The organism is Pseudomonas sp. AMR01, assembly GCF_041946035.1.
Lineage (GTDB): Bacteria > Pseudomonadota > Gammaproteobacteria > Pseudomonadales > Pseudomonadaceae > Aquipseudomonas > Aquipseudomonas antarctica_B.
The window spans coordinates 113,733-136,977 of sequence record NZ_JAUTYR010000005.1 but is presented as its reverse complement, the minus strand read 5'-3'; the positions used below and the strand labels follow the sequence as shown (position 1 = coordinate 136,977).

General features: G+C 60.7%; 20 protein-coding genes. 11 read left to right on the top strand and 9 right to left on the bottom strand.

The genetic code is table 11. From position 1 onward, the window contains the following. Positions 1–4 precede the first annotated feature (4 nt). The 5 genes from Q7C20_RS07175 to Q7C20_RS07155 all read right to left on the bottom strand — a co-directional run bounded on the left by Q7C20_RS07175 (position 5) and on the right by Q7C20_RS07155 (position 7,134). Entirely contained in the window at positions 5–1,225 is a 1,221-nt protein-coding gene (locus tag Q7C20_RS07175; RefSeq protein ID WP_375066550.1) for an electron transfer flavoprotein subunit alpha/FixB family protein, read from the bottom strand. After that, positions 1,225–3,168 carry a dimethylglycine demethylation protein DgcB gene (gene dgcB / locus Q7C20_RS07170; protein WP_375066549.1) on the bottom strand — a complete coding sequence of 648 codons (1,944 nt, stop codon included), beginning with the start codon at positions 3,166–3,168 and terminating at the stop codon, positions 1,225–1,227. The genes Q7C20_RS07175 and dgcB overlap by 1 nt, the downstream gene beginning before the upstream one ends. 168 nt (positions 3,169–3,336) lie before the next feature. Beyond that, positions 3,337–5,397 (bottom strand): dimethylglycine demethylation protein DgcA, encoded by a 2,061-nt coding sequence (dgcA, locus tag Q7C20_RS07165; RefSeq protein ID WP_375066548.1) that lies wholly within the window; start codon positions 5,395–5,397, stop codon positions 3,337–3,339. Positions 5,398–5,412: 15 nt separating this feature from the next. Continuing rightward, a complete protein-coding gene (locus tag Q7C20_RS07160; protein WP_201125557.1) occupies positions 5,413–5,943 on the bottom strand; it encodes a DUF5943 domain-containing protein in 531 nt (176 codons plus the stop codon). A 213-nt stretch (positions 5,944–6,156) separates the two neighbouring features. Beyond that, positions 6,157–7,134, bottom strand: a complete 978-nt coding sequence (locus Q7C20_RS07155) for a dipeptidase (protein WP_375066547.1) — start codon at positions 7,132–7,134, stop codon at positions 6,157–6,159. Positions 7,135–7,354: 220 nt separating this feature from the next. Here Q7C20_RS07155 and Q7C20_RS07150 point away from each other — a divergent pair, with 220 nt between their 5' ends. From Q7C20_RS07150 to Q7C20_RS07140, 3 genes are read left to right on the top strand one after another with little or no spacing between them, the layout of a single operon-like run. Continuing rightward, complete coding sequence (locus tag Q7C20_RS07150; RefSeq protein ID WP_348062000.1) at positions 7,355–7,756, top strand: lysozyme inhibitor LprI family protein; 402 nt, start codon at positions 7,355–7,357, stop codon at positions 7,754–7,756. Between the two features lie 40 nt (positions 7,757–7,796). Next, the gene (locus Q7C20_RS07145; RefSeq protein ID WP_375066546.1) at positions 7,797–8,279 is read left to right on the top strand and encodes a hypothetical protein; all 483 of its coding nucleotides are present in this window, start codon (positions 7,797–7,799) and stop codon (positions 8,277–8,279) included. Between the two features lie 42 nt (positions 8,280–8,321). Further along, a complete protein-coding gene (locus Q7C20_RS07140; protein ID WP_375066545.1) occupies positions 8,322–8,738 on the top strand; it encodes a DUF3010 family protein in 417 nt (138 codons plus the stop codon). 229 nt (positions 8,739–8,967) lie between these two features. Here the strand turns inward: Q7C20_RS07140 and Q7C20_RS07135 are convergent, their stop codons facing one another. Continuing rightward, positions 8,968–9,912, bottom strand: coding sequence for a GlxA family transcriptional regulator (locus tag Q7C20_RS07135; RefSeq protein ID WP_375066544.1), 945 nt, complete (start codon positions 9,910–9,912; stop codon positions 8,968–8,970). A 193-nt stretch (positions 9,913–10,105) separates the two neighbouring features. Here Q7C20_RS07135 and Q7C20_RS07130 point away from each other — a divergent pair, with 193 nt between their 5' ends. The 5 genes from Q7C20_RS07130 (at position 10,106) to Q7C20_RS07110 (ending at position 14,330) form a co-directional block, all read left to right on the top strand. Continuing rightward, positions 10,106–11,050, top strand: coding sequence for a choline ABC transporter substrate-binding protein (locus Q7C20_RS07130; protein ID WP_375066543.1), 945 nt, complete (start codon positions 10,106–10,108; stop codon positions 11,048–11,050). A gap of 78 nt (positions 11,051–11,128) precedes the next feature. Further along, positions 11,129–12,016, top strand: coding sequence for a 3-keto-5-aminohexanoate cleavage protein (locus Q7C20_RS07125; RefSeq protein WP_375066542.1), 888 nt, complete (start codon positions 11,129–11,131; stop codon positions 12,014–12,016). Positions 12,017–12,196: 180 nt separating this feature from the next. Then, entirely contained in the window at positions 12,197–13,162 is a 966-nt protein-coding gene (locus Q7C20_RS07120) for an L-carnitine dehydrogenase (protein ID WP_375066541.1), read from the top strand. Between the two features lie 118 nt (positions 13,163–13,280). Then, a complete protein-coding gene (locus Q7C20_RS07115; protein ID WP_348061993.1) occupies positions 13,281–13,757 on the top strand; it encodes a thioesterase family protein in 477 nt (158 codons plus the stop codon). A gap of 309 nt (positions 13,758–14,066) precedes the next feature. Beyond that, on the top strand, positions 14,067–14,330 hold the full coding sequence (locus Q7C20_RS07110; protein ID WP_348061992.1) for a hypothetical protein: 264 nt from the start codon (positions 14,067–14,069) through the stop codon (positions 14,328–14,330). 106 nt (positions 14,331–14,436) lie between these two features. Here Q7C20_RS07110 and Q7C20_RS07105 read toward each other — a convergent pair whose 3' ends face one another. Both Q7C20_RS07105 and Q7C20_RS07100 read right to left on the bottom strand, forming a co-directional pair. Further along, positions 14,437–15,540, bottom strand: coding sequence for a GlxA family transcriptional regulator (locus tag Q7C20_RS07105; RefSeq protein WP_003216915.1), 1,104 nt, complete (start codon positions 15,538–15,540; stop codon positions 14,437–14,439). Positions 15,541–16,061: 521 nt separating this feature from the next. Beyond that, positions 16,062–17,438 (bottom strand): L-serine ammonia-lyase, encoded by a 1,377-nt coding sequence (locus tag Q7C20_RS07100; RefSeq protein ID WP_375066540.1) that lies wholly within the window; start codon positions 17,436–17,438, stop codon positions 16,062–16,064. Between the two features lie 408 nt (positions 17,439–17,846). Here Q7C20_RS07100 and Q7C20_RS07095 point away from each other — a divergent pair, with 408 nt between their 5' ends. The 3 genes from Q7C20_RS07095 to choV all read left to right on the top strand — a co-directional run bounded on the left by Q7C20_RS07095 (position 17,847) and on the right by choV (position 20,884). Beyond that, positions 17,847–18,794: a choline ABC transporter substrate-binding protein gene (locus Q7C20_RS07095; RefSeq protein WP_348061878.1), complete on the top strand. Its 948-nt coding sequence runs from the start codon at positions 17,847–17,849 to the stop codon at positions 18,792–18,794. 69 nt (positions 18,795–18,863) lie between these two features. Then, positions 18,864–19,709, top strand: coding sequence for a choline ABC transporter permease subunit (gene choW / locus Q7C20_RS07090; RefSeq protein WP_348061879.1), 846 nt, complete (start codon positions 18,864–18,866; stop codon positions 19,707–19,709). Continuing rightward, on the top strand, positions 19,706–20,884 hold the full coding sequence (choV, locus tag Q7C20_RS07085) for a choline ABC transporter ATP-binding protein (protein WP_348061880.1): 1,179 nt from the start codon (positions 19,706–19,708) through the stop codon (positions 20,882–20,884). Before choW ends, choV begins: the two co-directional genes overlap by 4 nt. Positions 20,885–21,057: 173 nt before the next feature. On the opposite strand, the gene Q7C20_RS07080 is transcribed toward choV, so the two are convergent. Beyond that, on the bottom strand, positions 21,058–22,992 hold the full coding sequence (locus Q7C20_RS07080) for a BCCT family transporter (RefSeq protein ID WP_375066631.1): 1,935 nt from the start codon (positions 22,990–22,992) through the stop codon (positions 21,058–21,060). Positions 22,993–23,245: the final 253 nt, after the last annotated feature.

Here is a 23,245-nt window from a genome sequence, read left to right as displayed (position 1 = left end):
ATCCTTAAGCTGCATCGCGCTTGGCGCCGTTGCGGTAGGTCTCAACGGCCGCGATCAAGGCTTGCAGAATCGCGGCGCTTTCGCCGATCACCGACAGGTCGGCACGCTTGATCATGTCGCAGCCTGGGTCGAGGTTGATTGCCACCACCTTGTCGCAGGCACCGATGCCTTGCAGGTGCTGGATCGCCCCGGAAATACCCACAGCCACGTACACCCGCGCCGTGACCCAGGTGCCGCTCGCCCCGACCTGACGGTCGCGGGCCATAAAACCGTCGTCCACGGCCACCCTTGAGGCGCCTTCGGTGGCGCCGAGTGCGGCGGCGGTTTGGTGGAACAGCGCCCAGTCCTTCACGCCATTGCCGCCGGAGAAAATAAATTCGGCTTCGGCCATTGGAATGGCTGCCGGGTCCACCGCCACCGCGCCAAGGTCTTCGATACGCGGCAGGCTGCGCGCCAAGGGTGTGGATAACTCTACGGGCAACACTTCGTGACGGGTTTCGCTGACCGGTTCGGCGCATTCCGCCGCCGCCAGAATCAGGCGCGGCAGTGGCCGGGCCAAATCCTCCTGGCCCGCACCGGCGCGGCCGATGCAGTCTTCGCCCTTGATCTGCCAGACGCGTGTGGCCGGGCGTTCCTTGAGGCTTGCGGCAAAGCGCCGGCCCAATTCGCCGCCGCCACTGCGGCTGTCCGGCAGCAGCCAATGGCGCGGGCTGAACTGGTTATCCACAGCCCGCAGGCCCTGGACGCGTTGCTCCGGTGAATAACCGTCGAAGGCGTGGCCTTCCAGCACCAGCAGGCGGTCGACACCCGCCGTGGCAAAGGCACTTTCCTTGTGTTCACCAAACACCACCGCCAGCACCGCGCCGTCGCTGCCCGCCAACTGACGCGCCAGGCCGAGCAAGTCGCGGTCGTGGCTGCTCAGGCGGCCGCCGACCATGTCGGGTACCACGTTGATGTAAAACGCCGGTGCCGGCACCTGATGCAGCGGCAACTGCACTTCTACTGCCGCCGTACGCTTGGCCGCGCCGCCCTGTTGAGCGCCGCTGCGGTCGATGCGCTTGATGCCGTTGGGGCCGATGAAACCGGCGCCGTGCACGTTTTTGCGGATCACGCCGTTTGGCCCCATCCAGCTCTGTAGTACCGGCTGCATCGCCGCATGCAGCGGGTGCAGACGGTTGCGGGCGATCCATTCGGCCCTTGGGTCGCGGCGGATAATGTCGCTCATCAGTGCACCTCCGCAGGTTCACGCTGGATTGGAGCCTTGGTGGGCGCTGCATCTTCAAGCAACGCGTCAGCCACCAACTCGGCAATGTCCTTGATCAAGGGACGCGGTTCGACCACCCCTTCCAGCATCGCTGTGCACTGCGGGCAACCCACGGCCACCAGTTCGGCACCGGTCTCGCGGATGTCGTCCATGCGCATGTCCGGGATCCGTTGCTTGCCGGGAATGTCAGTGATCGGCGCGCCGCCACCGCCGCCGCAGCAGCGTGAACGCAAGCCCGAGCGTTGCATCTCCTTGACCTCAATCCCCAGCGCCCGCAGCACCTGGCGCGGTGCCTCGTATTCGCCGTTGTAGCGGCCCAGGTAACACGGGTCGTGATAGGTCACGCTGTTGCCTTTGTGCTGGCCCAGGTTCAACGCGCCGTCGCCGATCAGCTCGGCCATGAAGGTGCTGTGGTGCTGCACGAGGTAGTTGCCGTTGAAGGCGCCGTACTCGTTTTTCAGCACGTGGAAGCTGTGCGGGTCGCAGGTGACGATGCGCTTGAAGCAATACTTTTCCAGGGTCTGGATATTGCGCGTGGCCAGCAGCTGGAAGGTGGCTTCATCGCCCAGCCGCCGAGCCACGTCGCCACTGTCGCGCTCTTCGAGGCCGAGTACGGCAAAGTCGACCCTGGCCGCTTTCAGCACTTTGACGAACGCGCGCAGGGTGCGTTGGTTGCGCATGTCGAACGCGCCGTCGCCCACCCAGAACAGCACGTCGGTGGTGCCTTTTTCGCTGAGCAATGGCAGGTTCAAATCCGCCGCCCAGTTCAGCCGGCCGCCCGGTGCAAAGCCGCCGGGGTTGTCGGTGGCGATCAGGTTTTCGAGGACTTCGGCGCCCTTGTTCGGGGTCGCGCCTTTTTCCAGGGTCAGGTAGCGGCGCATGTCGACGATGGCGTCCACGTGCTCGATCATCATCGGGCACTCTTCCACGCAGGCGCGGCAGGTGGTGCACGACCATAAGGTATCGGCATCCACCAGGCCGTTGACGATTGGCTGGTGCGGGTTGCCGCCGTGTTCGCCCACGGCTTTGCCTGGGTAAGGGCTGCCGGCGAAGTTGGCATCGGTGCCGCCGGCCAGGCCGACGACCATGTCCTGAATCAGTTTTTTCGGGTTAAGCGGCTGGCCGGCGGCGAAGGCCGGGCACGCCGCTTCGCACTTGCCGCACTGCACACAGGCGTCGAAACCAAGCAGTTGGTTCCAGGTGAAATCCACCGGTTTCTGCACGCCCAGCGGCGCGGTTTTGTCGCTCAGGTCCAGCGGTTTCAAACCGGTGGAACGGCCGCCGCCGAAGCGCTCGGCGCGGCGGTGCCAGGCCAGGTGCAGGGCACCGGCGAAGGCGTGCTTCATCGGGCCGCCCCAGGTCATGCCGAAGAACATCTCGCTCACGCCCCACAGCACACCCACGCCGAGCAGCGCAGCGAGCAGCCAGCCACCGAAGTCAGCGGGCAGAATCCCGGCCACCGGTAAAGTCACCACAAAGAAGCTCACCGAGAACGCCATCAGGCTTTTCGGCAGGCGCATCCACGGACCTTTCGACAGGCGCGACGGCGGGTTGCGGCGGCGCAGGTAGACAAAGGTGGCGCCGACAAACATCAGCACCGAGGCCAGCAGCAAGGCATAGCCGAGAATGCGGTTATGCAGGCCGAAACCGTGCACCAGAATCGCCAGCAACGCCGACAGCACAAAGCCCAGTGCGGTGGCGACATGGGTGTTGGCGATGTATTTGTCGCGGGCCACCACGTGGTGCAGGTCGACCATGTAGCGCTTGGGCATGGCCAAAAGACCACCGAGCAGGTCGACCCTGGAGGCGCGGCCACGGCGCCACATGTTCGCCCGGCGCAGGGCGCCGAGGACCGCAAGGCCCAGGGCGGTGAACAAGAGAATAGGCAGCAAGGTGTTCAACATGGTGAAGCTCCCACAGACCACACAGGTCTACTGTGAAACTGGCCCTGTGTGGGAGCGGGCTTGCTCCCGATGGCGGACTGTCAGTTGATACCTCTGTAGCTGACCCACCGCTATCGGGAGCAAGCCCCCTCCCACATTTTTGACCGAGTCCACTTTGGTTCGGCGGTATCAGAAATCCTTGCACAGGCGCAGGGCGTCATAGATCGCGGCGTGGGTATTACGCTGCGCCACACAGTCACCAATGCGGAACAGCAAATACCCGTCGCCCGGCTCGCTCAAACACGGCTGCGGCTTGATCGCGAACAACGCTTCGATGTCCATCTGGCCTTTGTTGCGCGAGCCGCCTTTGAGTGCGTAGTAGATTTCTTCATCCGGGCGCACGCCGTTTTCGACAACCACCTGATCAACCACCCGCTCCTCTTTGGCGCCGGTGTATTCGTTCTCCAGCACCGCCACCAGCTTGTCGCCTTCGCGGTAGACCTTTTCCAGCATCATGTCGCCGGTCATGATCACTTCTTTGGGGTACATGCTGCGGTAGTAGGTGGGGAACGACGTACCGCCGATGGCCACGCCCGGCTTGATGTCGTCAGTGACGATCTCGACCTGGCTGCCTTTGTCAGCGAGGAAATCCGCCACCGACATGCCGGTGAATTCGCAGATGGTGTCGTACACCAGCACGTTTTTGCCCGGCGCGACTTTGCCGTCAAGCACGTCCCAGCTGCTGACGACCAGGCCTTCAGCCGCGCCCCAGTGTTCGTTCTGCTCCAGGAACGGATGGCCGCCGACGGCCAGCACCACCACGTCCGGGCGCAGGTCGAGGATGGTTGCCGCGTCTGCCGCCACGCCCAGGCGCAGGTCGACGTTCAAACGTGCCAGTTCCAGCTGGAACCAGCGCGTGATACCGGCGATCTGGTCGCGTTGTGGCGCTTTGGAGGCGGTGGTGATTTGCCCACCGATAAAGGCTTTCTTTTCGAACAGCGTGACGTCATGACCACGCTCAGCGGCAACGCGCGCGGCTTCCATGCCGGCCGGGCCGGCACCGACTACCACGACTTTGCGTTTGGGCCCGGTGGATTTTTCGATGATGTGCGGCACGCCCATGTATTCACGGGAGGTCGCGGCATTCTGGATGCACAGCACGTCCAGGCCTTGATACTGGCGGTCGATGCAGTAGTTGGCGCCGACGCACTGCTTGATCTGGTCGATCTGGCCCATCTTGATCTTGGCGATCAGGTGCGGGTCGGCGATGTGGGCGCGGGTCATGCCGACCATGTCCACGTAGCCGCCTTCGAGGATGCGCGTGGCCTGGTTCGGGTCCTTGATGTTCTGCGCATGCAGCACCGGCGCCTTGACCACTTCCTTGATACCGGCGGCCAAATGCAAAAATGGCTCCGGTGGATAACTCATGTTCGGGATCACATTGGCCAGGGTGTTGTGGGTGTCACAGCCCGAGCCGACCACACCGATAAAGTCGAGCATGCCGGTGTCGTCGTAGTACTTGGCGATCTGTTTCATGTCCTCGTGGGACAGGCCGTCCGGGTGGAATTCATCGCCGCACAGGCGGATGCCCACGCAAAAATCCGGGCCGACTTCCTTGCGCACCGCCTTCAATACTTCCAGGCCGAACCGCATGCGGTTTTCAAAACTTCCGCCCCATTCATCGGTGCGCTTGTTGACCCGCGGGCTCCAAAACTGGTCGATCATGTGCTGGTGCACCGCCGACAGTTCCACGCCGTCCAGGCCACCGGCCTTGGCGCGCGCTGCCGCCGTGGCGTAGTTGCCGATCACGCGCCAGATTTCTTCCGGCTCGATGGTTTTGCAGGTCGCACGGTGCACCGGCTCGCGGATGCCCGACGGCGACAGCAGGGTTGGCCAATGCTCGCCATCCCAGCGCGAGCGACGGCCCATGTGGGTAATCTGGATCATGATCTTGGCGCCATGCTTGTGCATGGCATCGGCCAGGTTCTGGAAGTGCGGAATGATGCGGTCATCGGCCAGGTTCACCGATTTCCACCAGCCTTGCGGGCTGTCGATGGCCACACTGGAAGAACCGCCGCAGATCGCCAGGCCGATCCCGCCCTTGGCTTTCTCTTCGTAATACTTCACATAGCGGTCGGTGGTCATGCCGCCGTCGGTGGCATACACCTCGGCGTGGGCGGTACTGAGCACGCGGTTGCGGATGGTCAGTTTGCCGATCTGGATCGGCGCAAACATTGCTTCGAAAGCCATGGCAGGGTCCTCGGCTTACAACGGCTTGACGGTGAACAGGCCGTCGTCGTGGCCCTCTTCGGAGCCTCCGTAGACTTGCTCTGCAACAGTGCGAACCTTGCTGCCACGCGCCTCGAGAATCTGGTCCATGGCACCGGCAAACCAGCCGGTGAACATGTAGTCAACCTTGCGCCCGACCTTGCCGTACACGTAAACAAATGCCGAGTGCTCGAGCTTGACGCTGGCGGTGCCTTTGTCGAGGTCGATGTCCTGAATCTTGAACAGGCCCCAGCCGCGCTGCGACAGGCGCTTCATGTAATGCTCGAACACCGCGACGCCCTCCAGGCCGTGGCATTCGGCTTCTTTTTCACACCAGTGCCAGGCAGATTTGTAGCCAGCTTTGTAGAGGATTTCGGCGTAGGCGTCGGCGCCCAGGACTTCTTCGATACCCATGTGGTTGTTGACGAAAAAGTGGCGTGGCACGTAGAGCATGGGCAGGGCGTCGGACGTCCAGACACCGGTTTCGCTGTCGACTTCGATAGGCAATTGCGGGGCGATTTTGGCCATGGAAACTTAACTCCAGAAAATTCGTTTTCAGTGCTTCGCAAAGCTTTTGCTTTGCTCTTGTAAACAAGCCGTGTGAATGACTTTGGAGCCGTAGCGAGCACGTCGAGAGCAAGGAAGGACCGGAGCGACAAGCGAGACAGTACGGGACGTACGGCGAGTTTGGCGCGAGGACCTGACGCAGCTATCGGCGAGCGGAGTAGGTTCCAGAGTTATTCACTCGCCCCAGACGTCCTTGAGGACGTTGACCCAGTTCTCGCCCATGATCTTGCGCACCACGCGCTCGCTGTGGCCGCGCTTGAGCAGGGTCTCGGTGAGGTTGGGGAACTCGCCCACGGTGCGGATGCCCAGCGGGTTGATGATCTTGCCGAAGCTGGTCAGGCGGCGGGCGTAGCCCTTGTCGTGGGTCAGCATTTCGAAGAAATCCTGGCCATGGCCCTGGGTGAAGTCGGTGCCGATGCCGATGGCGTCTTCGCCGACGATGTTCATGGTGTATTCGATGGCTTCGGCGTAGTCGTCGATGGTCGAATCGATGCCCTTGGCCAAAAACGGCGCGAACATGGTCACGCCGACAAAACCGCCGTGGTCGGCGATGAACTTGAGTTCTTCATCGGACTTGTTGCGCGGGTGCTCTTTAAGGCCGGACGGCAGGCAGTGGGAGTAGCACACCGGCTTTTTCGATTCGAGGATGACTTCTTCGCTGGTCTTGGAGCCGACGTGGGACAGGTCGCACATGATGCCGACGCGGTTCATCTCGCCCACCACCTCACGGCCAAAGCCCGACAGGCCGCCATCACGCTCGTAGCAACCGGTGCCGACCAGGTTTTGGGTGTTGTAGCACATCTGCACCACGCCAACGCCGAGCTGCTTGAAGATCTCCACGTAGCCCAGTTGGTCTTCAAACGCGTGGGCATTCTGGAAGCCGAAGATGATGCCGGTTTTGCCCAATTCCTTGGCTTTGCGGATGTCGGCGGTGGTTTTCACCGGGATCACCAGGTCGCTGTTCTCGCGGATCAGGGTCTGGCTGGCGACGATGTTGTTAATCGTGGCCTGGAAGCCTTCCCACACCGACACGGTGCAATTGGCGGCGGTGAGGCCACCTTTGCGCATGTCCTCAAACAGGTCGCGGTTCCACTTGGCAATGATCAGCCCGTCGATAACGATGCTGTCGGCGTGCAATTCGGCTGGGCTCATCAGGCGTCCCCTTATTGGCGATTCATGCGCCGAATCGTCTGCCGGCGCTTTGGGGCCAGCATATGCCCAGGGGCTGAACGAACCGGGTGCAAAAACGACAGGGGAATTGCCGAAAGCGTCAATCCGCGACAAAGGCCTGCATGACATCTCCTACTAGCGTCTGTTCTTTGTCCCACGCTTGAGCCAGAATTTGCGTCATCACCTGACATGAGACGGCGCAATGAAATCGATTTTCCTGGCTTTGGCACTCATCGCAACCGGCGTCCACGCGGCCGAAGACACCGACCACACGCCTTGCGATGGCATCGAAAACGACAAGCAAACCCTGGAATGCGCCACCTTCAACAAGACCACCGCAGACCAATTGCTTAAAGATAACTATCAAGGCCTGCTCGAACGCATGGGTTCGACCTATGGCAGCAACAAGTCGCAACTGGCCGACATTACCGCTCGTCTGAAGGATGCCCAGCAAAAATGGGAAAAATTGCGTGACGCCGATTGCGCAGTGGACACCTTCCCGACGGTGACGGGCAGCAAGGAATATGCGATTCAACAGAACGATTGTCTGGCGCGGATGAGTGATGAACGGTCGGAGTTTTTGGAGTCGATTGGGCAGGAATAATCAGGTTTCAGGCTTAACACACTGTTGAAAAGGACTTCATATGTACTACCCACGCGAGGCGCAACGCGACTTTCTGTACACGCGCGCCATCATGCTGTTTGTTGCCACGCTGGTATTGGCACTGATGCTGTTTCTGTCCAAAGGCCGGGGCGTACCTTATGCCTTGATCAAGGCGGCACCCGTGGAGACGACGGGGCAGGTCACTCAACTGGAAGCGATCGGCGACTGGGGCACCATTACCAATGTGTATTACCACTTCAAACATGACGATCTAAACGAAGAAGGCATGGTGAGCACCAGCGGCTATGCGGGCGGCCCGGTTTATGAAGTCGGCAGCCCGGTACAAGTGGTGTATTCAAAATGGTTTCCTGAAGTTCACAACTTAAAGGAGAACTTCAGATCAGGTTCGTGGAACTTCTACATCATGAGCACAAGCGCGGCCTTGATACTTTTGTGCCAGATCGGGATGTTTTGGACGTTGCGCCAGATCTATCGGCACAAGGAAGAAGATCGCCGTTACTGATAACGTTGCTCCGCCAATCTCTCTCCCTCAATAGGCTATTGCATGACCATTTGCGGCATCGAAATCAAAGGCAGCGAAGCGATCATCGCCGTTGCCTCGCTCGACAACGGGGCGCTGACGCACGTCGCCATGTCCACCAAGAAAATCGGTCTTGAAGACGACGATGAAGCGGCCAACGTCAAAGCCTTCGCCGCCCAGGTGAATGCGTTTGTTCAGGCAAACGCCATCACCCGCATTGCGATCAAGAAGCGCAGCAAAAAAGGCGAGTTCGCCGGTGGCCCGACCACGTTCAAGATTGAAGGGGTGTTTCAGCTGCTGGAAGGTGTTGAGGTGACGTTGCTGTCGCCGCAGACCATCAATGCTCAGTACAAGAAGCACGGCTTTGAGCTGCCGGGGACGCTGAACAAGTATCAGCATGAGGCGTTCAAGGCGGCGTGTTCGGCGCTGCTAAAGAAATAAACCACACCACGGTTCAATGTGGGAGCTGGCTTGCCTGCGATAGCGGTGTGTCAGTACCGAATGCATCAACTGACACATTGCATTCGCGAGCAAGTCGAATCGTCGCACCGCCGCTCCCACATTTGATGCGTGTGCACTCAACAATGTGCGCGGCGGCGGTGAATTCCCAAGCCCTGAAACTGATATTTCTACCTAATTATGGAGACCACTATAATTGGCTAAAAATCGATCAAACCACCTCCCGTCGCCGATCCTCCCTCGGGCACTTCGCAAACCGCGCTCTGTAGCTGCGCGTGAAGTACGACGGCGACTCGAACCCGCACGCAATGCTCACTTCCAAAACGCTCAAATCGCTCTGGCGCAATAACTGCCGGGCTTTTTCCAGGCGCAGGCCGAGGTAAAAATTACTCGGCGTGTCGTTCAAATGCAGACGAAACAGCCGCTCCAGCTGGCGTCGGGTGACCTTGATCGCGTCGGCCAAGGCTAACGTGCTCAGCGGCGGCTCGGTGTGCTGTTCCATCTCGCCGATCACCTGCACCAGTTTCTTGTTGTTGATGCCGTAGCGCGTGGCGATCTGCATGCGCTGGTGGTCTTTGCGCGGGCGGATGCGGCTGAGCACGAACTGTTCGGACACCTGGATCGCCAGCTCCGGGCCGTGGGACTGGGCGATCAGGTCGAGCATCAGGTCGATGGAGGCGGTGCCGCCCGCGCAGGTGATGCGGCGGCGGTCGATCTCGAACAGTTCCTGGGTCACGGTGAGCTGGGGATAGGATTCCTTGAACGCGTCGATGGCTTCCCAGTGCAGGGTCAGGCGATGGCCGTCGAGCAGGCCGGCTTCGGCCAGCACGCAGGCGCCGGTGTCGATGGCGCCGAGGGTCACGCCGTCGTGGTCGAGGCGGCGCAGCCAGTGTTCCAGCGCGGGCGAGGCGAACTTCAGGGGTTCGAAGCCTGCGACCACCATCAACGTCGCGCCTTTTTTCAGCGGCTCCAGCGCGGCGTCGGCGTTGACCGACATGCCGTTGCTCGCCAGCACTGCGCCGCCGTCGGCGCTCAATACGTGCCAGCGGTACAGCTCACCGCGAAAGCGGTTGGCCACTCGCAACGGCTCCAGCGCGGAGATAAAGCCAATCGCCGAAAACCCCGGCATCAGCAAAAAATAGAAATCCTGGGACATGGTGGCGCTCTCGTCGTACGGGCAGCGTGGCACTGTGACACTCCCGTTCACGGGCGGATTCAAGGGCCTAGGTCGCTGCAGTGCAAGAGCGGGTCGCCGCCGTGCGTTTTGTCGCCCCCAGGCTTGCGTAACTTGGCCTCACGGCGCACAAAGACGCCGGACCCCACAATAACGACCTGCCGAGGGATCCACCATGAACCGACTGATCAGCCGCTGCGTGCTTGCACTCAGCGCCAGCGCCATATTGAGCACGAACGTACTGGCCGCCGATGCGGCGTCTTGCCAGAACGTGCGCATGGGCGTGGTGAACTGGACCGATGTAATCGCCACCAGCGCCATGACCCAAGTGTTGCTCGACGGCCTCGGCTACAAGACCAAACAAACCAGCGCCTCTCAGCAAATCATCTTCGCCGGTATCCGCGACCAGCGCCTGGACCTGTTTTTGGGTTACTGGAACCCGCTGATGACCCAGACCATCACACCATTCATCGACGCCAAGCAGGTCAAGGTCCTCGACAAACCGAGCCTGGAAGATGCGCGCGCCACCCTCGCCGTACCGACTTACCTGGCGGACAAGGGCCTGAAAACCTTCGCCGACATCGCCAGGTTCGAAAAAGAACTGGGCGGCAAAATTTACGGCATCGAGCCAGGCTCGGGCGCCAACACCCAGATCAAGGCGATGATCGCCAAGAACCAGTTTGGCCTGGGCAAGTTCCAGCTGGTCGAGTCCAGTGAAGCCGGCATGCTTGCCGCCGTTGACCGCGCCGTGCGCCGCAAGGAAGCCGTGGTGTTCTTTGGCTGGGCGCCGCACCCGATGAACGTCAACGTGGCGATGACTTACCTCACCGGCAGCGACGACGCGCTGGGCCCGAACGAAGGCATGGCCACGGTGTGGACGGTCACCTCGCCGACCTACGCCGAGCAGTGCCCGAATATCCACAAACTGCTGACCAACCTGACCTTCACCGCCGCCGACGAGAGCCGCATGATGCAGCCGTTGCTGGACCACAAGGACGCCTTCGAGTCCGCCAGGCAGTGGCTCAAGGATCACCCGCAAGACCAGGCGCGCTGGCTGGACGGCGTGACCACCTTCGACGGCAAACCGGCTGCAGCCCACCTGCAACTGACCGCCAAATAACCTGATTCGACTCACCGTGTCGCAGCCGCTTCTGGCTGCGAACGGCATCACTATGCCCGCCTGTAAGGAACCTGCCTCATGAACCACGACGTCATCATCACCTGCGCACTCACCGGTGCTGGCGACACGACCGCCAGAAGCCCGCATGTGCCGGTCACGCCCAAGCAAATCGCCGCCGCCGCCGTTGAAGCTGCCAAGGCTGGCGCGACGGTTGTGCACTGCCATGTGCGTGACCCGCAAACCGGCAAGTTCAGCCGTGACGTCGCCCTGTACCGCGAAGTGATGGAGCGCATTCGTGAGGCTGACGTCGACATCATCGTCAACCTCACCGCCGGCATGGGCGGCGACCTGGAGATCGGCGGCGGCGAGAACCCGATGGAATTCGGTCCCAACACCGACCTGGTCGGCCCGCTGACCCGCCTGGCCCACGTGGAAGAGCTGCTGCCGGAAATCTGCACCCTGGATTGCGGCACGCTGAACTTCGGCGACGGCGACACCATTTACGTGTCCACCCCGGCGCAATTACGTGCGGGCGCCAAACGCATTCAAGCGCTGGGCGTGAAGGCCGAGCTGGAAATTTTCGACACCGGCCATTTGTGGTTCGCCAAGCAGATGATCAAGGAAGGCCTGCTCGACAACCCGCTGTTTCAACTGTGCCTGGGCATTCCGTGGGGCGCACCGGCTGACACCACCACCATGAAAGCCATGGTCGACAACCTGCCCGCTGACGCGGTGTGGGCCGGGTTCGGTATTGGCCGCATGCAAATGCCGATGGCCGCGCAAGCGGTGCTGCTGGGCGGCAACGTACGGGTCGGCCTGGAAGACAACCTGTGGCTGGACAAAGGCGTGCTGGCCACCAACGGCCAGTTGGTGGAACGGGCCAGTGAAATCCTCAGCCGCCTGGGCGCACGGGTCATGACCCCGGCGGAAGGCCGCGTGAAGATGGGCCTGACCAAGCGCGGTTAACTCCCACACACCACAACCCCCCTGTGGGAGCGGGCTTTGTGGCGAGGGAGCTTGCTCCCGCTGGAGTGCGAAGCGCTCCCTAGATCTTGGGGCCGCTGCGCAGCCCAGCGGGAGCAAGCTCCCTCGCCACAGCAAGCCAGCTCCCACATTGAATCACCGAACTCTTCAGGACTGTCGCCCATGAGCTTTATCACCGAAATCAAAACCTTCGCCGCCCTCGGCAGCGGTGTCATCGGCAGCGGCTGGGTCTCCCGCGCCCTAGCCCACGGCCTGGACGTAGTCGCCTGGGACCCGGCGCCCGGTGCCGAAGCCGCGTTGCGCAAACGCGTCGCCAACGCCTGGGGCGCGCTTGAAAAACAAGGCCTGACGCCCGGTGCGTCTCAAGACCGCTTGCGCTTTGTCGGCACGATTGAAGAGTGCGTCAAAGACGCCGATTTCATCCAGGAAAGCGCCCCGGAACGCCTGCAGCTGAAACTCGAATTGCACAGCAAGATCAGCGCGGCTGCCAAGCCGGATGCATTGATCGGCTCAAGTACCTCGGGCCTGTTGCCGAGCGAGTTCTACGAGGGTTCGACCCACCCGGAACGCTGCGTGGTCGGCCACCCATTCAACCCGGTTTACCTGCTGCCGTTGGTGGAAGTGGTCGGCGGCAAACACACCGCGCCCGAAGCGATTCAAGCGGCTATCAAGGTGTACGAATCCCTCGGTATGCGGCCTTTGCATGTACGCAAGGAAGTGCCCGGCTTCATCGCTGACCGCCTGCTCGAAGCGCTGTGGCGTGAGGCGCTGCACCTGGTGAATGACGGCGTGGCAACCACCGGCGAAATCGACGACGCAATCCGTTTTGGCGCCGGGCTGCGCTGGTCGTTCATGGGCACTTTCCTGACCTACACCCTGGCGGGCGGCGATGCCGGGATGCGACACTTCATGGCGCAATTCGGCCCGGCGTTGCAGTTGCCGTGGACGTACCTGCCGGCGCCGGAGCTGACCGATAAGTTGATTGATGATGTGGTGGAGGGCACCAGCGATCAGTTGGGAACCCATAGCATTTCGGCGCTGGAGCGCTATCGTGATGATTGCCTGCTGGCAGTGCTGGAAGCCGTGAAAACCACCAAGGCCAAACACGGTATGAGCTTTGCCGAGTAACCGCTGTTGATTCTCTGTGGGAGCTGGCTTGCCTGCGATGGCGGTGGTGAATCTTGCATCGTCATCGCAGGCAAGCCAGCTCCCACAGCTGACCGATTACTGATCCGGAATCCCAGACATGCCCGCACTGACTACCTACACCACCAACATTCAACCCGAATGGGTCGACTACAACGGCCACCTGCGCGACGCGTTCTACCTGCTGATCTTCAGCTACGCCACCGACGCGCTGATGGAGACTATTGGCCTCACCAGCGAAAACCGCGAAGCCAGCGGCCACTCGCTGTTCACGCTGGAACTGCACCTGAACTACCTGCACGAAGTGAAACTCGACGCCGAAGTCGAGGTACACACCCAATTGATCGCCCATGACGCCAAGCGCCTGCACCTCTATCACAGCCTGCACAGGGTGGGTCATGCGAAGGTGCTGGCAGGCAACGAACAACTGCTGACGCACGTGGACCTCGCCGGTCCGCGTTCGGTGCCGTTCACCGAGGCTACGCTGGAAAAGCTCACGGCCATCAGCGCCGAACAGGCAGACCTTTCACGCCCTGCCCTGCTCGGCCGAGTGATTGGGTTGCCGCCTAAAAAATAACCGGCAGTGGACCGAGGCTTGCCTGCGATGGGGCCAGCACATCCACCCCAAATCCCGGCCAAAAAAAGCCCCGATCAAGCCGTGACAAGATCGGGGCAGAGTGCTTTGTGTGAGCGTGACATCCCGAGGGTGACCAAACCATCAAGTTGCTTGCTGGCATTCAGTGTGCCTGTTACTTCTTTTGGTAAATGACCCGAAAACGACCTGTTCATAGCCATCCGAGCCATTCGTTGCTTGCGCGCTTGCCGACCGGCCGAGGGCCTTTCAGAATCCAACTCAGTCCCCGCTCCCTACACCAGGATGAACGTCATGATGCACGCGGATTTGCTTGACCAGGATGACCTGCTGGGCCAACTGCGCTCGCTGGGTGTTGAAGTCGCAAGCGGCGCCACCGCCGAACAGGCCTGCGAGTGTGCGGTGCGTGGTTTGAGTGCCGCGCGAGCCAAGGCACTCAAGAGTATGGTGGAGCAGATGTACGGCGGCAGCGCGACGATTCTGCCGGCGGTGAGGCAGGCGATCGATAAGCAGTTGTTGCCGGCTCTTGTGCAGTTTAAGCAGAGTTCTGGTGCCTGACGCACCGCATTCGCGAGCAAGCCCGCTCCCACATTTAACCGAGTTCCACCTTTGAAATGAGGTCGAATGTGGGAGCGGGCTTGCTCGCGAATGCAGGCGACTCGGTCTAGAGCCTTACACTGGCGAAAGTCGACTCATTCCTGGCCTGGCTCAACGCCGACAACGGCCCCGACAACGGTGACAACACCAGCGCCTGAGGGATCGGCATCATCGCCACTTGCTGGGTAGTGTTGGACCCTACGCGCTCATCCCGTGGCGGAATGCCGAAGTATTCGCGGTAGCACTTGGAGAAGTGCGGCGTGGACACAAACCCGCACACCGACGCCACTTCGATAATCGACATCGGCGTTTGCTTGAGCAACTGCCGGGCACGGATCAGGCGCAGCTTCAAGTAATAGCGCGACGGCGAGCAATGCAGGTATTTCTGGAACAGGCGCTCCAGTTGACGACGCGACACGGCGACGTACACCGCCAGCTCATCCAGGTCGATCGGCTCTTCCAGGTTGGCTTCCATCAGCGCGACAATTTCCTGCAGCTTCGGCTGGTTGGTGCCCAGCATGTGCTTGAGCGGCACGCGCTGGTGATCCTGTTCGTTGCGGATGCGTTCGTACACAAACATCTCGGAGATGGCTGCCGACAATTCACGGCCGTGGTCGCGGCTGATCAGGTGCAGCATCATGTCCAGCGGCGCGGTGCCGCCCGAACTGGTGAAGCGGTTTCGGTCGAGGGTGAACAGGCGTGTGCTCATGGCCACGCGTGGAAAAGCTTCCTGCATCGACGCCAGGCATTCCCAGTGCACGCTGCAATCAAAACCATCAAGCAGGCCGGCGCACGCCAGGGCCCAACTGCCGGTGCACACGGCGCCGAGGCGGCGGGACTGGCGCGCCTGGCTCTGCAGCCACGACACGTGTTCGCGGGTGACGGTGCGCTGGATGCCCACGCCGCCGCACACAATGACGGTGTCCAGGGCCGGGGCTTTGTGCATGGAAGCATCAGGGGTGATTTGCAGACCGTCGCTGGCCCATACCTGATTACCGTCGACACTCAGGGTGGTCCAGCGATACAGCTCGCGGCCGGACAGCTGGTTGGCCATGCGCAGCGGTTCCACGGCCGAGGCCAGTGAAATCAGCGTGAAATTGTCCAGCAGCAAAAAGCCGATGGATTGAGGCGCACGGTTCTGGGGTTGAGCCCCTGAGTTGAACGACGTCATCGCGATATCTCCTCACACAAAGCGGGTGATGGCCTCAGGCGAGGCTCTTGTTATTGCACTCGGCTCCAGCGAGGAGAGAGGCTTTGTGTTGGTAGAGCAATTGCCATGCCTAAAATTGAATGGCCATTCAATAACTCCTGAAAACGACCTGATGATGCGTCTATATAAGCCCGTGCGGGAAGTGCGGGATATGGCCCGAAACAGGCGTAGGAGCGGCCCTGCTCAAGGGGTGTGAGCAGTTCGGTAGCACTTGTGGGAAGGCGCTTTGCAGGCGTAGGAAACGTCTGTCACCACACGCACGGGAGACAGCTGATCGGGAGGGAAATCGTTCGGGCGCAACTTATCTGTTTGCGACGCGCTAAAAGGTGGCGTGATGGGATACGGGTGTTCAGTTTATGAGCAGTGGTGCCTGGACTACCGCATTCGCGAGCAAGCCCGCTTCCACAGTTGACCGTGTACAGCGTGAAGAAACGCGGTCGAATGTGGGAGCGGGCTTGCTCGCGAATGCAGGCGACTCGGTCTCAACACTCCACCGCACTCACCGCCAAGCCGCCGCGTGATGTCTCTTTGTACTTGTCGTGCATATCCGCCCCGGTATCGCGCATGGTGCGGATCACTCGGTCCAGGGAGATAAAGTGCTGGCCGTCACCGCGCAGGGCCATCTGCGCGGCATTGATCGCCTTCACCGCCGCAATCGCATTGCGCTCAATGCACGGCACTTGCACCAGGCCGCCGACCGGGTCGCAGGTCAAACCGAGGTTATGCTCCAGGCCAATTTCGGCTGCGTTGCACAGTTGCTCCGGCGTGGCGCCGAGGATTTCAGCCAGCCCGGCGGCAGCCATGGCGCAGGCTGAACCGACTTCACCCTGGCAACCGACTTCAGCACCCGAAATCGACGCATTCTTTTTACACAGAATGCCCACCGCCGCCGCGCCGAGCAGGTAGTCGACCACGTTGGCTTCGGTGACCTCTTCGCTGAACTTCATGAAGTAATGCAGCACCGCCGGAATGATCCCCGCCGCGCCATTGGTGGGCGCCGTGACCATGCGCCCGCCGGCGGCGTTTTCCTCGTTCACCGCCAACGCAAACAGATTGACCCATTCCATGGCGCTCAAGGTCGAGCCAATCACATTCGGCTTGCCCAGCTCCTGCAAGCTGCGGTGCAACCTGGCGGCGCGACGGCGTACGTTAAGCCCGCCGGGCAGGATGCCCTCGTGCTTGAGGCCCTGCTCCACGCAATCCTGCATGGCGCGCCAGAGCTTCATCAGGCCGCTGCGGATGTCCTCTTCGCTGCGCCAGGTTTTTTCGTTGGCCAGCATCAATTCGGCGACGCGCAGGTTGTGGGTCTTGCACAGCTGCAACAGCTCTACCGCGCTGGAAAATTCGTAGGGCAGCTCGGTGCGGTCCATGTCCGCCACGCCGCTCTGCGCCTGGGCCTCATCCACCACAAACCCACCCCCAACCGAGTAGTAAGTGTCGCGGTGCAATTCACCCGCCTCGCCGTACACCACCAGGGTCATGGCGTTGGGGTGGAACGGCAGGTTTTCATCGAGCAAACGCATGTCGCGTGCCCATACAAACGGCACTGGCAAACGCCCATCGAGCAACAGCGTGTCGGTCTCGCGCAGGGTGTGAATGCGCAGGCCGATTTGCGCCGGATCAATCGCGTCGGGCCACTCGCCCATCAGGCCCATAATGGTCGCGGTGTCGCTGCCGTGACCGATGCCGGTGGCCGATAAAGAGCCGTACAGCTGAACTTCAACGCGCCTTACCTGTTCCAAGAGTTCACGTTCACGTAACCGTTGGACGAACAACGCCGCGGCGCGCATGGGGCCGACGGTGTGAGAACTAGAAGGCCCGATGCCGATCTTGAACAGGTCGAAAACGCTGATAGCCATTGCCGTGAAACTCCGCAGGTGAACAGGCCAGGCATGAACAGGCTGCTACACGGCCCAGATGGCGGCATCATCAGGCTTTTACCTGTCATCACAGCGTCTCACACCGACGTAACCATGCTCACCAACGCCTCACTTGTGCGAACAGGCGTTTTGGCCGTTTTTAGCGGTGCAGATCGACAAAACCTGCGGTTTTGCCGTTTGAAAAATCTGTAAGCGACGTCACCGACACTGGATACGACCATCCCTGTACTGGATACGACGCCCCCTGTAGGCGTCAGATTTTCGCTGGTACATGATCAGTCTCGACTCGTTTGCAAGGCACCGTGCCGTCGCCCCATCGCACGCACCAACCGCAACACTTATAAAGCGCGGCGAAGGCCGCCAGAAAAAATACAGGAGTCTAGCCCCATGAAAGGTTCATCCCAGTTGTTGTTGGCCGCCATGCTGAGTCTGCCAGTCCTGGCGCACGCTGCAGAACCGGCACAATGTCAGACTGTTAACTTCTCCGATGTCGGCTGGACCGACATCACCGTCACCACCGCCACCACCAGCGAAGTCCTCAAGGGCCTGGGCTACAAGCCGCGCACCACGATGATTTCGGTACCCGTGACTTACAAGTCGCTGGCGGATGGCAAGAACATGGATATCTTCCTCGGCAACTGGATGCCGACCATGGAAAACGACATCAAGCCCTACCGTGATGCCGGCACCGTGGAAACCGTACGCGCCAACCTTGAGAACGCCAAATACACCCTCGCGGTCCCTGAAGCGCTGTACAACAAAGGCCTTAAGGACTTCGCCGACATTGCCAAATTCAAGGATGAACTGGGCGGCAAGATCTACGGCATCGAGCCGGGCAACGACGGCAATCGCACCATTCAAACCCTCATCGACAAAGACGCGTTCGGCCTGAAAACCGCTGGCTTCAAAGTGGTCGAGTCCAGCGAAGCCGGGATGCTTTCGCAGGTAGAACGTGCGACCAAACGCAACCAGGCCATTGTGTTCCTCGGCTGGGAACCGCACCCGATGAACACTCGCTTCAAGATGAAGTACCTGACCGGGGGTGACGATTCGTTCGGCCCCAACTACGGCCAGGCCACCATCTACACCAACGTACGCAAGGGCTACACCCAGGAATGCAGCAACGTCGGCCAGTTGCTGAAAAACCTGTCGTTCACCCTGAACATGGAAAGCACCCTGATGGGTAACGTCCTGGACGACAAACAAAAACCCGACGCCGCCGCCAAGGCCTGGCTCAAAGCCAACCCGCAAGTGCTCGACACCTGGCTCGCCGGTGTGACCACCGTTGATGGCAAACCAGGTCTGGAGGCCGTTAAAGCTTATCTTGCCAAATAGTAATTGCTGACCCCGGGCCGGTGCGCTGGTCCGGGATGTTTTCCCCTTCGCATGTGGACATTCACTACCATGCTGACTGAACATAAAATCCCACTAGGCCAGTACATCGCTGCCTTCGTTGAATGGTTGACCGAGCACGGTGCCAACTACTTCGACGCGATCGCATCGACCCTGGAAACGATGATCCACGGCGTGACGTTTGCGCTGACCTGGTTCAATCCGCTGGCGTTGATCGGTCTGGTTGCACTGCTGGCTCACTTTATTCAACGCAAATGGGGCCTGACGGTGTTTGTCATTGCCTCCTTCCTGCTGATCCTGAACCTTGGGTACTGGCAGGAAACCATGGAAACCCTCGCGCAGGTGTTGTTCGCCACACTGGTCTGCGTGGTCATCGGTGTGCCGCTGGGCATTGTTGCCGCACACAAACCGCTGTTCTACACCATGATGCGGCCGGTGCTCGATCTGATGCAGACCGTACCGACCTTCGTCTACCTCATCCCTACCCTGACCCTCTTCGGGCTGGGTGTGGTGCCTGGGCTGATTTCCACGGTGGTGTTCGCGATTGCCGCGCCAATCCGCCTGACCTACCTGGGCATCCGCGATGTTCCACAAGAGCTGATGGACGCCGGCAAGGCCTTTGGCTGCTCGCGCCGTCAGTTGCTCTCACGTATTGAACTGCCCCACGCCATGCCGAGCATTGCCGCCGGTATTACCCAATGCATCATGCTGTCGCTGTCGATGGTAGTGATCGCCGCTCTGGTGGGCGCTGATGGCCTCGGCAAACCGGTGGTCAACGCACTCAACACCGCCGACATCGCCCTGGGCTTTGAAGCCGGCCTGGCAATCGTATTGCTGGCCATCATGCTCGACCGCATCTGCAAACAACCCGACGCCAAAGTAGGGGGTGATGCATGAGCATTATCCGATTCGACAATGTCGACGTGATCTTCTCCAAAGACCCACGCGAAGCGCTCAAGCTGCTCGACCAAGGCCTGAGCCGTAACGAGATCCTGAAAAAAACCGGCCATATCGTCGGCGTTGAAAAAGCCAGCCTGGATGTAGAGAAAGGCGAAATCTGCGTGCTGATGGGCCTGTCCGGCTCCGGCAAGTCGAGCTTGCTGCGTTGCATCAACGGCCTCAACACCGTCAGCCGTGGCCAGCTGTTTGTGGAGCATGAAGGGCGCCAGATCGACATCGCGTCGTGCACGCCCGCCGAGCTGAAAATGATGCGCACCAAACGCATCGCCATGGTGTTCCAGAAGTTCGCCCTGATGCCCTGGCTGACGGTGCGCGAGAACATCAGCTTTGGCCTGGAGATGCAGGGCCGCCCGGAAAAAGAACGGCGCAAGCTGGTGGATGAAAAGCTCGAACTGGTGGGCCTGACCCAGTGGCGTAACAAGAAGCCCGACGAGTTGTCCGGCGGCATGCAGCAGCGCGTCGGCCTGGCCCGCGCCTTGGCGATGGACGCCGATATTTTGCTGATGGACGAACCCTTCTCAGCCCTCGACCCGTTGATTCGCCAAGGCCTGCAAGACGAACTGCTGGAGCTGCAGCGCAAGCTGAGCAAGACCATCGTGTTCGTGAGCCATGACCTGGATGAGGCGCTGAAACTCGGCAGCCGCATCGCGATCATGAAAGACGGCAAGATCATCCAGTACAGCGTGCCGGAAGAGATTGTGCTGAACCCGGCGGATGACTATGTGCGCACCTTCGTCGCCCATACCAACCCGCTGAACGTTCTGTGCGGCCGCAGCCTGATGCGCACTGTGGATAACTGCACCCACGTGAACGGCTCGATCAGCCTGGACCCGGGCGGTGATTCGTGGCTGGATTTGACCGAAGGCAATGTGATCAAGGGTGCGCGGCAGAACGGCACGCCGTTGAACCTGCAGAACTGGGCGCCGGGGCAACCGGTGGAAGGTTTGGGCCGGGTACCGACGCTGGTGGATTCGAATATCGGCATGCGCGATGCGTTGCAGATTCGGTACCACACCGGGAACAAGTTGGTGCTGCAGGACAATGACAAGGTGGTGGGGATACTCGGCGACAGTGAGCTGTACCACGCCCTGCTGGGCAAGAACCTCGGCTGAGCCAACACCGCAAAACCCGCTGTAGAAACCGGGTCAACATGTGGGAGGGGGCTTGCTCCCGATTGCAATGTGTCAGTCAGTACATCTGTTACTGATCCACCGCTATCGGGAGCAAGCCCCCTCCCACATTTTTGCCCTCAGTGGTGTCAGTGAGGACACCACAGGCTCAACTATCAGCTATAGACACGGCCAAGGAGCTGCCGATGGCTTTCAAACTGATCGAGCACATCCCGGGTGATCTGTTCCTGGGTGAAGCCCATCAGGTCGTATTCCTGAGGCCCGTTGTGCAGGTACACCTCGGCCCGGTAGTAACGGGTGCGCTCTTCTTCGGGCACATCGCTCGGCGCCGACGAGTAAGCATCCAGGCTCACCTCGTAGACAAACGGGTTGCCCTCTTCCATCTCGATCCGCACACCGATGCAGCGCTTGGATTTACCAAGCAAGGTCTGCACTTCCAGGCCCTGATCCCGCAACGCCGTCGCCGCTTCTTCCAGCGCCGGCGTGACGTGTTTATCCATAAAGCGCTGCACGGTGCCCTGGCTTGGCTGCAAGTCCAGCGCGGTCAACCGTTCGCTGAAACCACGACGGCCACGCTCGGCCAATTGCGCCTGCTCCTGTTCCATCGCCACGTCCTGGCGCATGGCCTTGTGCAAACCGAACATGAACAAAATCAGCACCACCGAGAACGGCAACCCCGCCAACACCACCATGGTTTGCATGGCTTCGAAGTTACCGGCAAACAGCAGGCCGATGGTCACCAGCGTGATCACCGCCGACCAGAAGATTCGCAGCCAGTGCGGCGCATCTTCATCCACATTGCCGCCTTTGCAGGAAAGGTTGGCCATCATCACCGCGCCGGAATCCGCCGGGGTCAGGAACAGCACAAAGCCGACAAAGATCGACACGCCGATTACGATTTTCGACGCCGGGTAATGCTCCAGCAATTGGTAGATGGCCATGGACGGTTGTTCCAGCGCCGTCTTGCCCAACTCCACCGCACCGTGGTTCAGCACCAGGTCCAGCGCCGAGTTACCGAAGATCGACAGCCACGCCAGGGTGAAGCCCAGCGGGATCAGCAGCACGCCGGCCACCAGTTCACGCACCGTGCGACCCCGAGAAATACGCGCGATGAACATGCCCACAAATGGCGCCCAGGAAATCCACCAGGCCCAGTAGAACAAGGTCCACAGGCCCATCCAGCGTTCGGTCTTGTCGGCGTCGCCTTCGTACACATAGAGGTCGAAGGTTTTCAGCACGATGCCGTTCAGGTAGTCACCCGTGTTCTGCACCAGGCCGTTAAGCAGGTGCAAGGTCGGGCCAAACAGCAGCACGAAGATCAGCAAACCGCTGAACAGCACGATGTTGAGGTTGGACAAACGACGAATGCCGTTTTCCACACCCGACACAGCAGCGATGGTCGCCACGGTGCTCATCACGATGATCACGATCAGCAGGTTGGTGTTGCTGTGCTCCATACCGAACAGGTTTTCCAGCCCGGACGACACTTGCATCGCGCCGATACCGAGGTTGGTCACCAGCCCGAGCAGGGTCACGAACATGCCGAAGCCGTCCACCGCGTGCCCGGCCGCACCTTTCACCCAACGCTCGCCCACCAGCGGGTAAAGTGCCGAGCGCAACGCCAGCGGCTGGTTATGCCTGTACGCAAAATACGCCACGGCCAGGCCGACCAGCGCATAGATCGCCCAGCCATGCAGGCCCCAGTGCAGGAAGGTCAGCTGCAGCGCCTGGCGTGCGGCGCCATTGCTGGCGGCGGCGCCTTCGGGCGGGTTGAAGTAGTGGTCCAGCGGCTCCGAGGCGCCGAAGTACAACAGCGAAATACCGATGCCCGACGAGAACAACATGCCGGCCCAGGCGCCGTAGCTGAAGTCCGGGGTGTCGTCCTTGCTGCCCAGTTTCAATTTACCGTAGGACGAAAACGCCAGGCCGACCACGAACACCAGGTAAGCGGCGATGACCACCATGTAGTACCAGCCAAAGCTTTTCGACAACCAGGCCTGCGCTACGCCAAGCATGCGCCCGGCCTCCTGCGGGGCGATGATCAGAATGGCGGTCAACAACAGAATCAGCGCGGTGGAGGTGTAAAACACCCAACCGTTGACCCGCACCTTTTCCGGCGGGGTCTTTATAAGAGAGGCAGAACTCATGGCGCAGATGCTCCAGGCAGTGCGAGAGAGAAACACAAGGCAACGGTTATCCCGGGACATCGATTTTTCGGCAGTCGACGGACGGGTGTTATAAAGGCACCGCGAAAATTCCTGAACCCCGCCGAAGCGCTGACAGGCCCTGATACGGCGTGTTTCAAGGGTTTTTGCAGGTGTCATGGGTCGCCGCAAAGAGGCA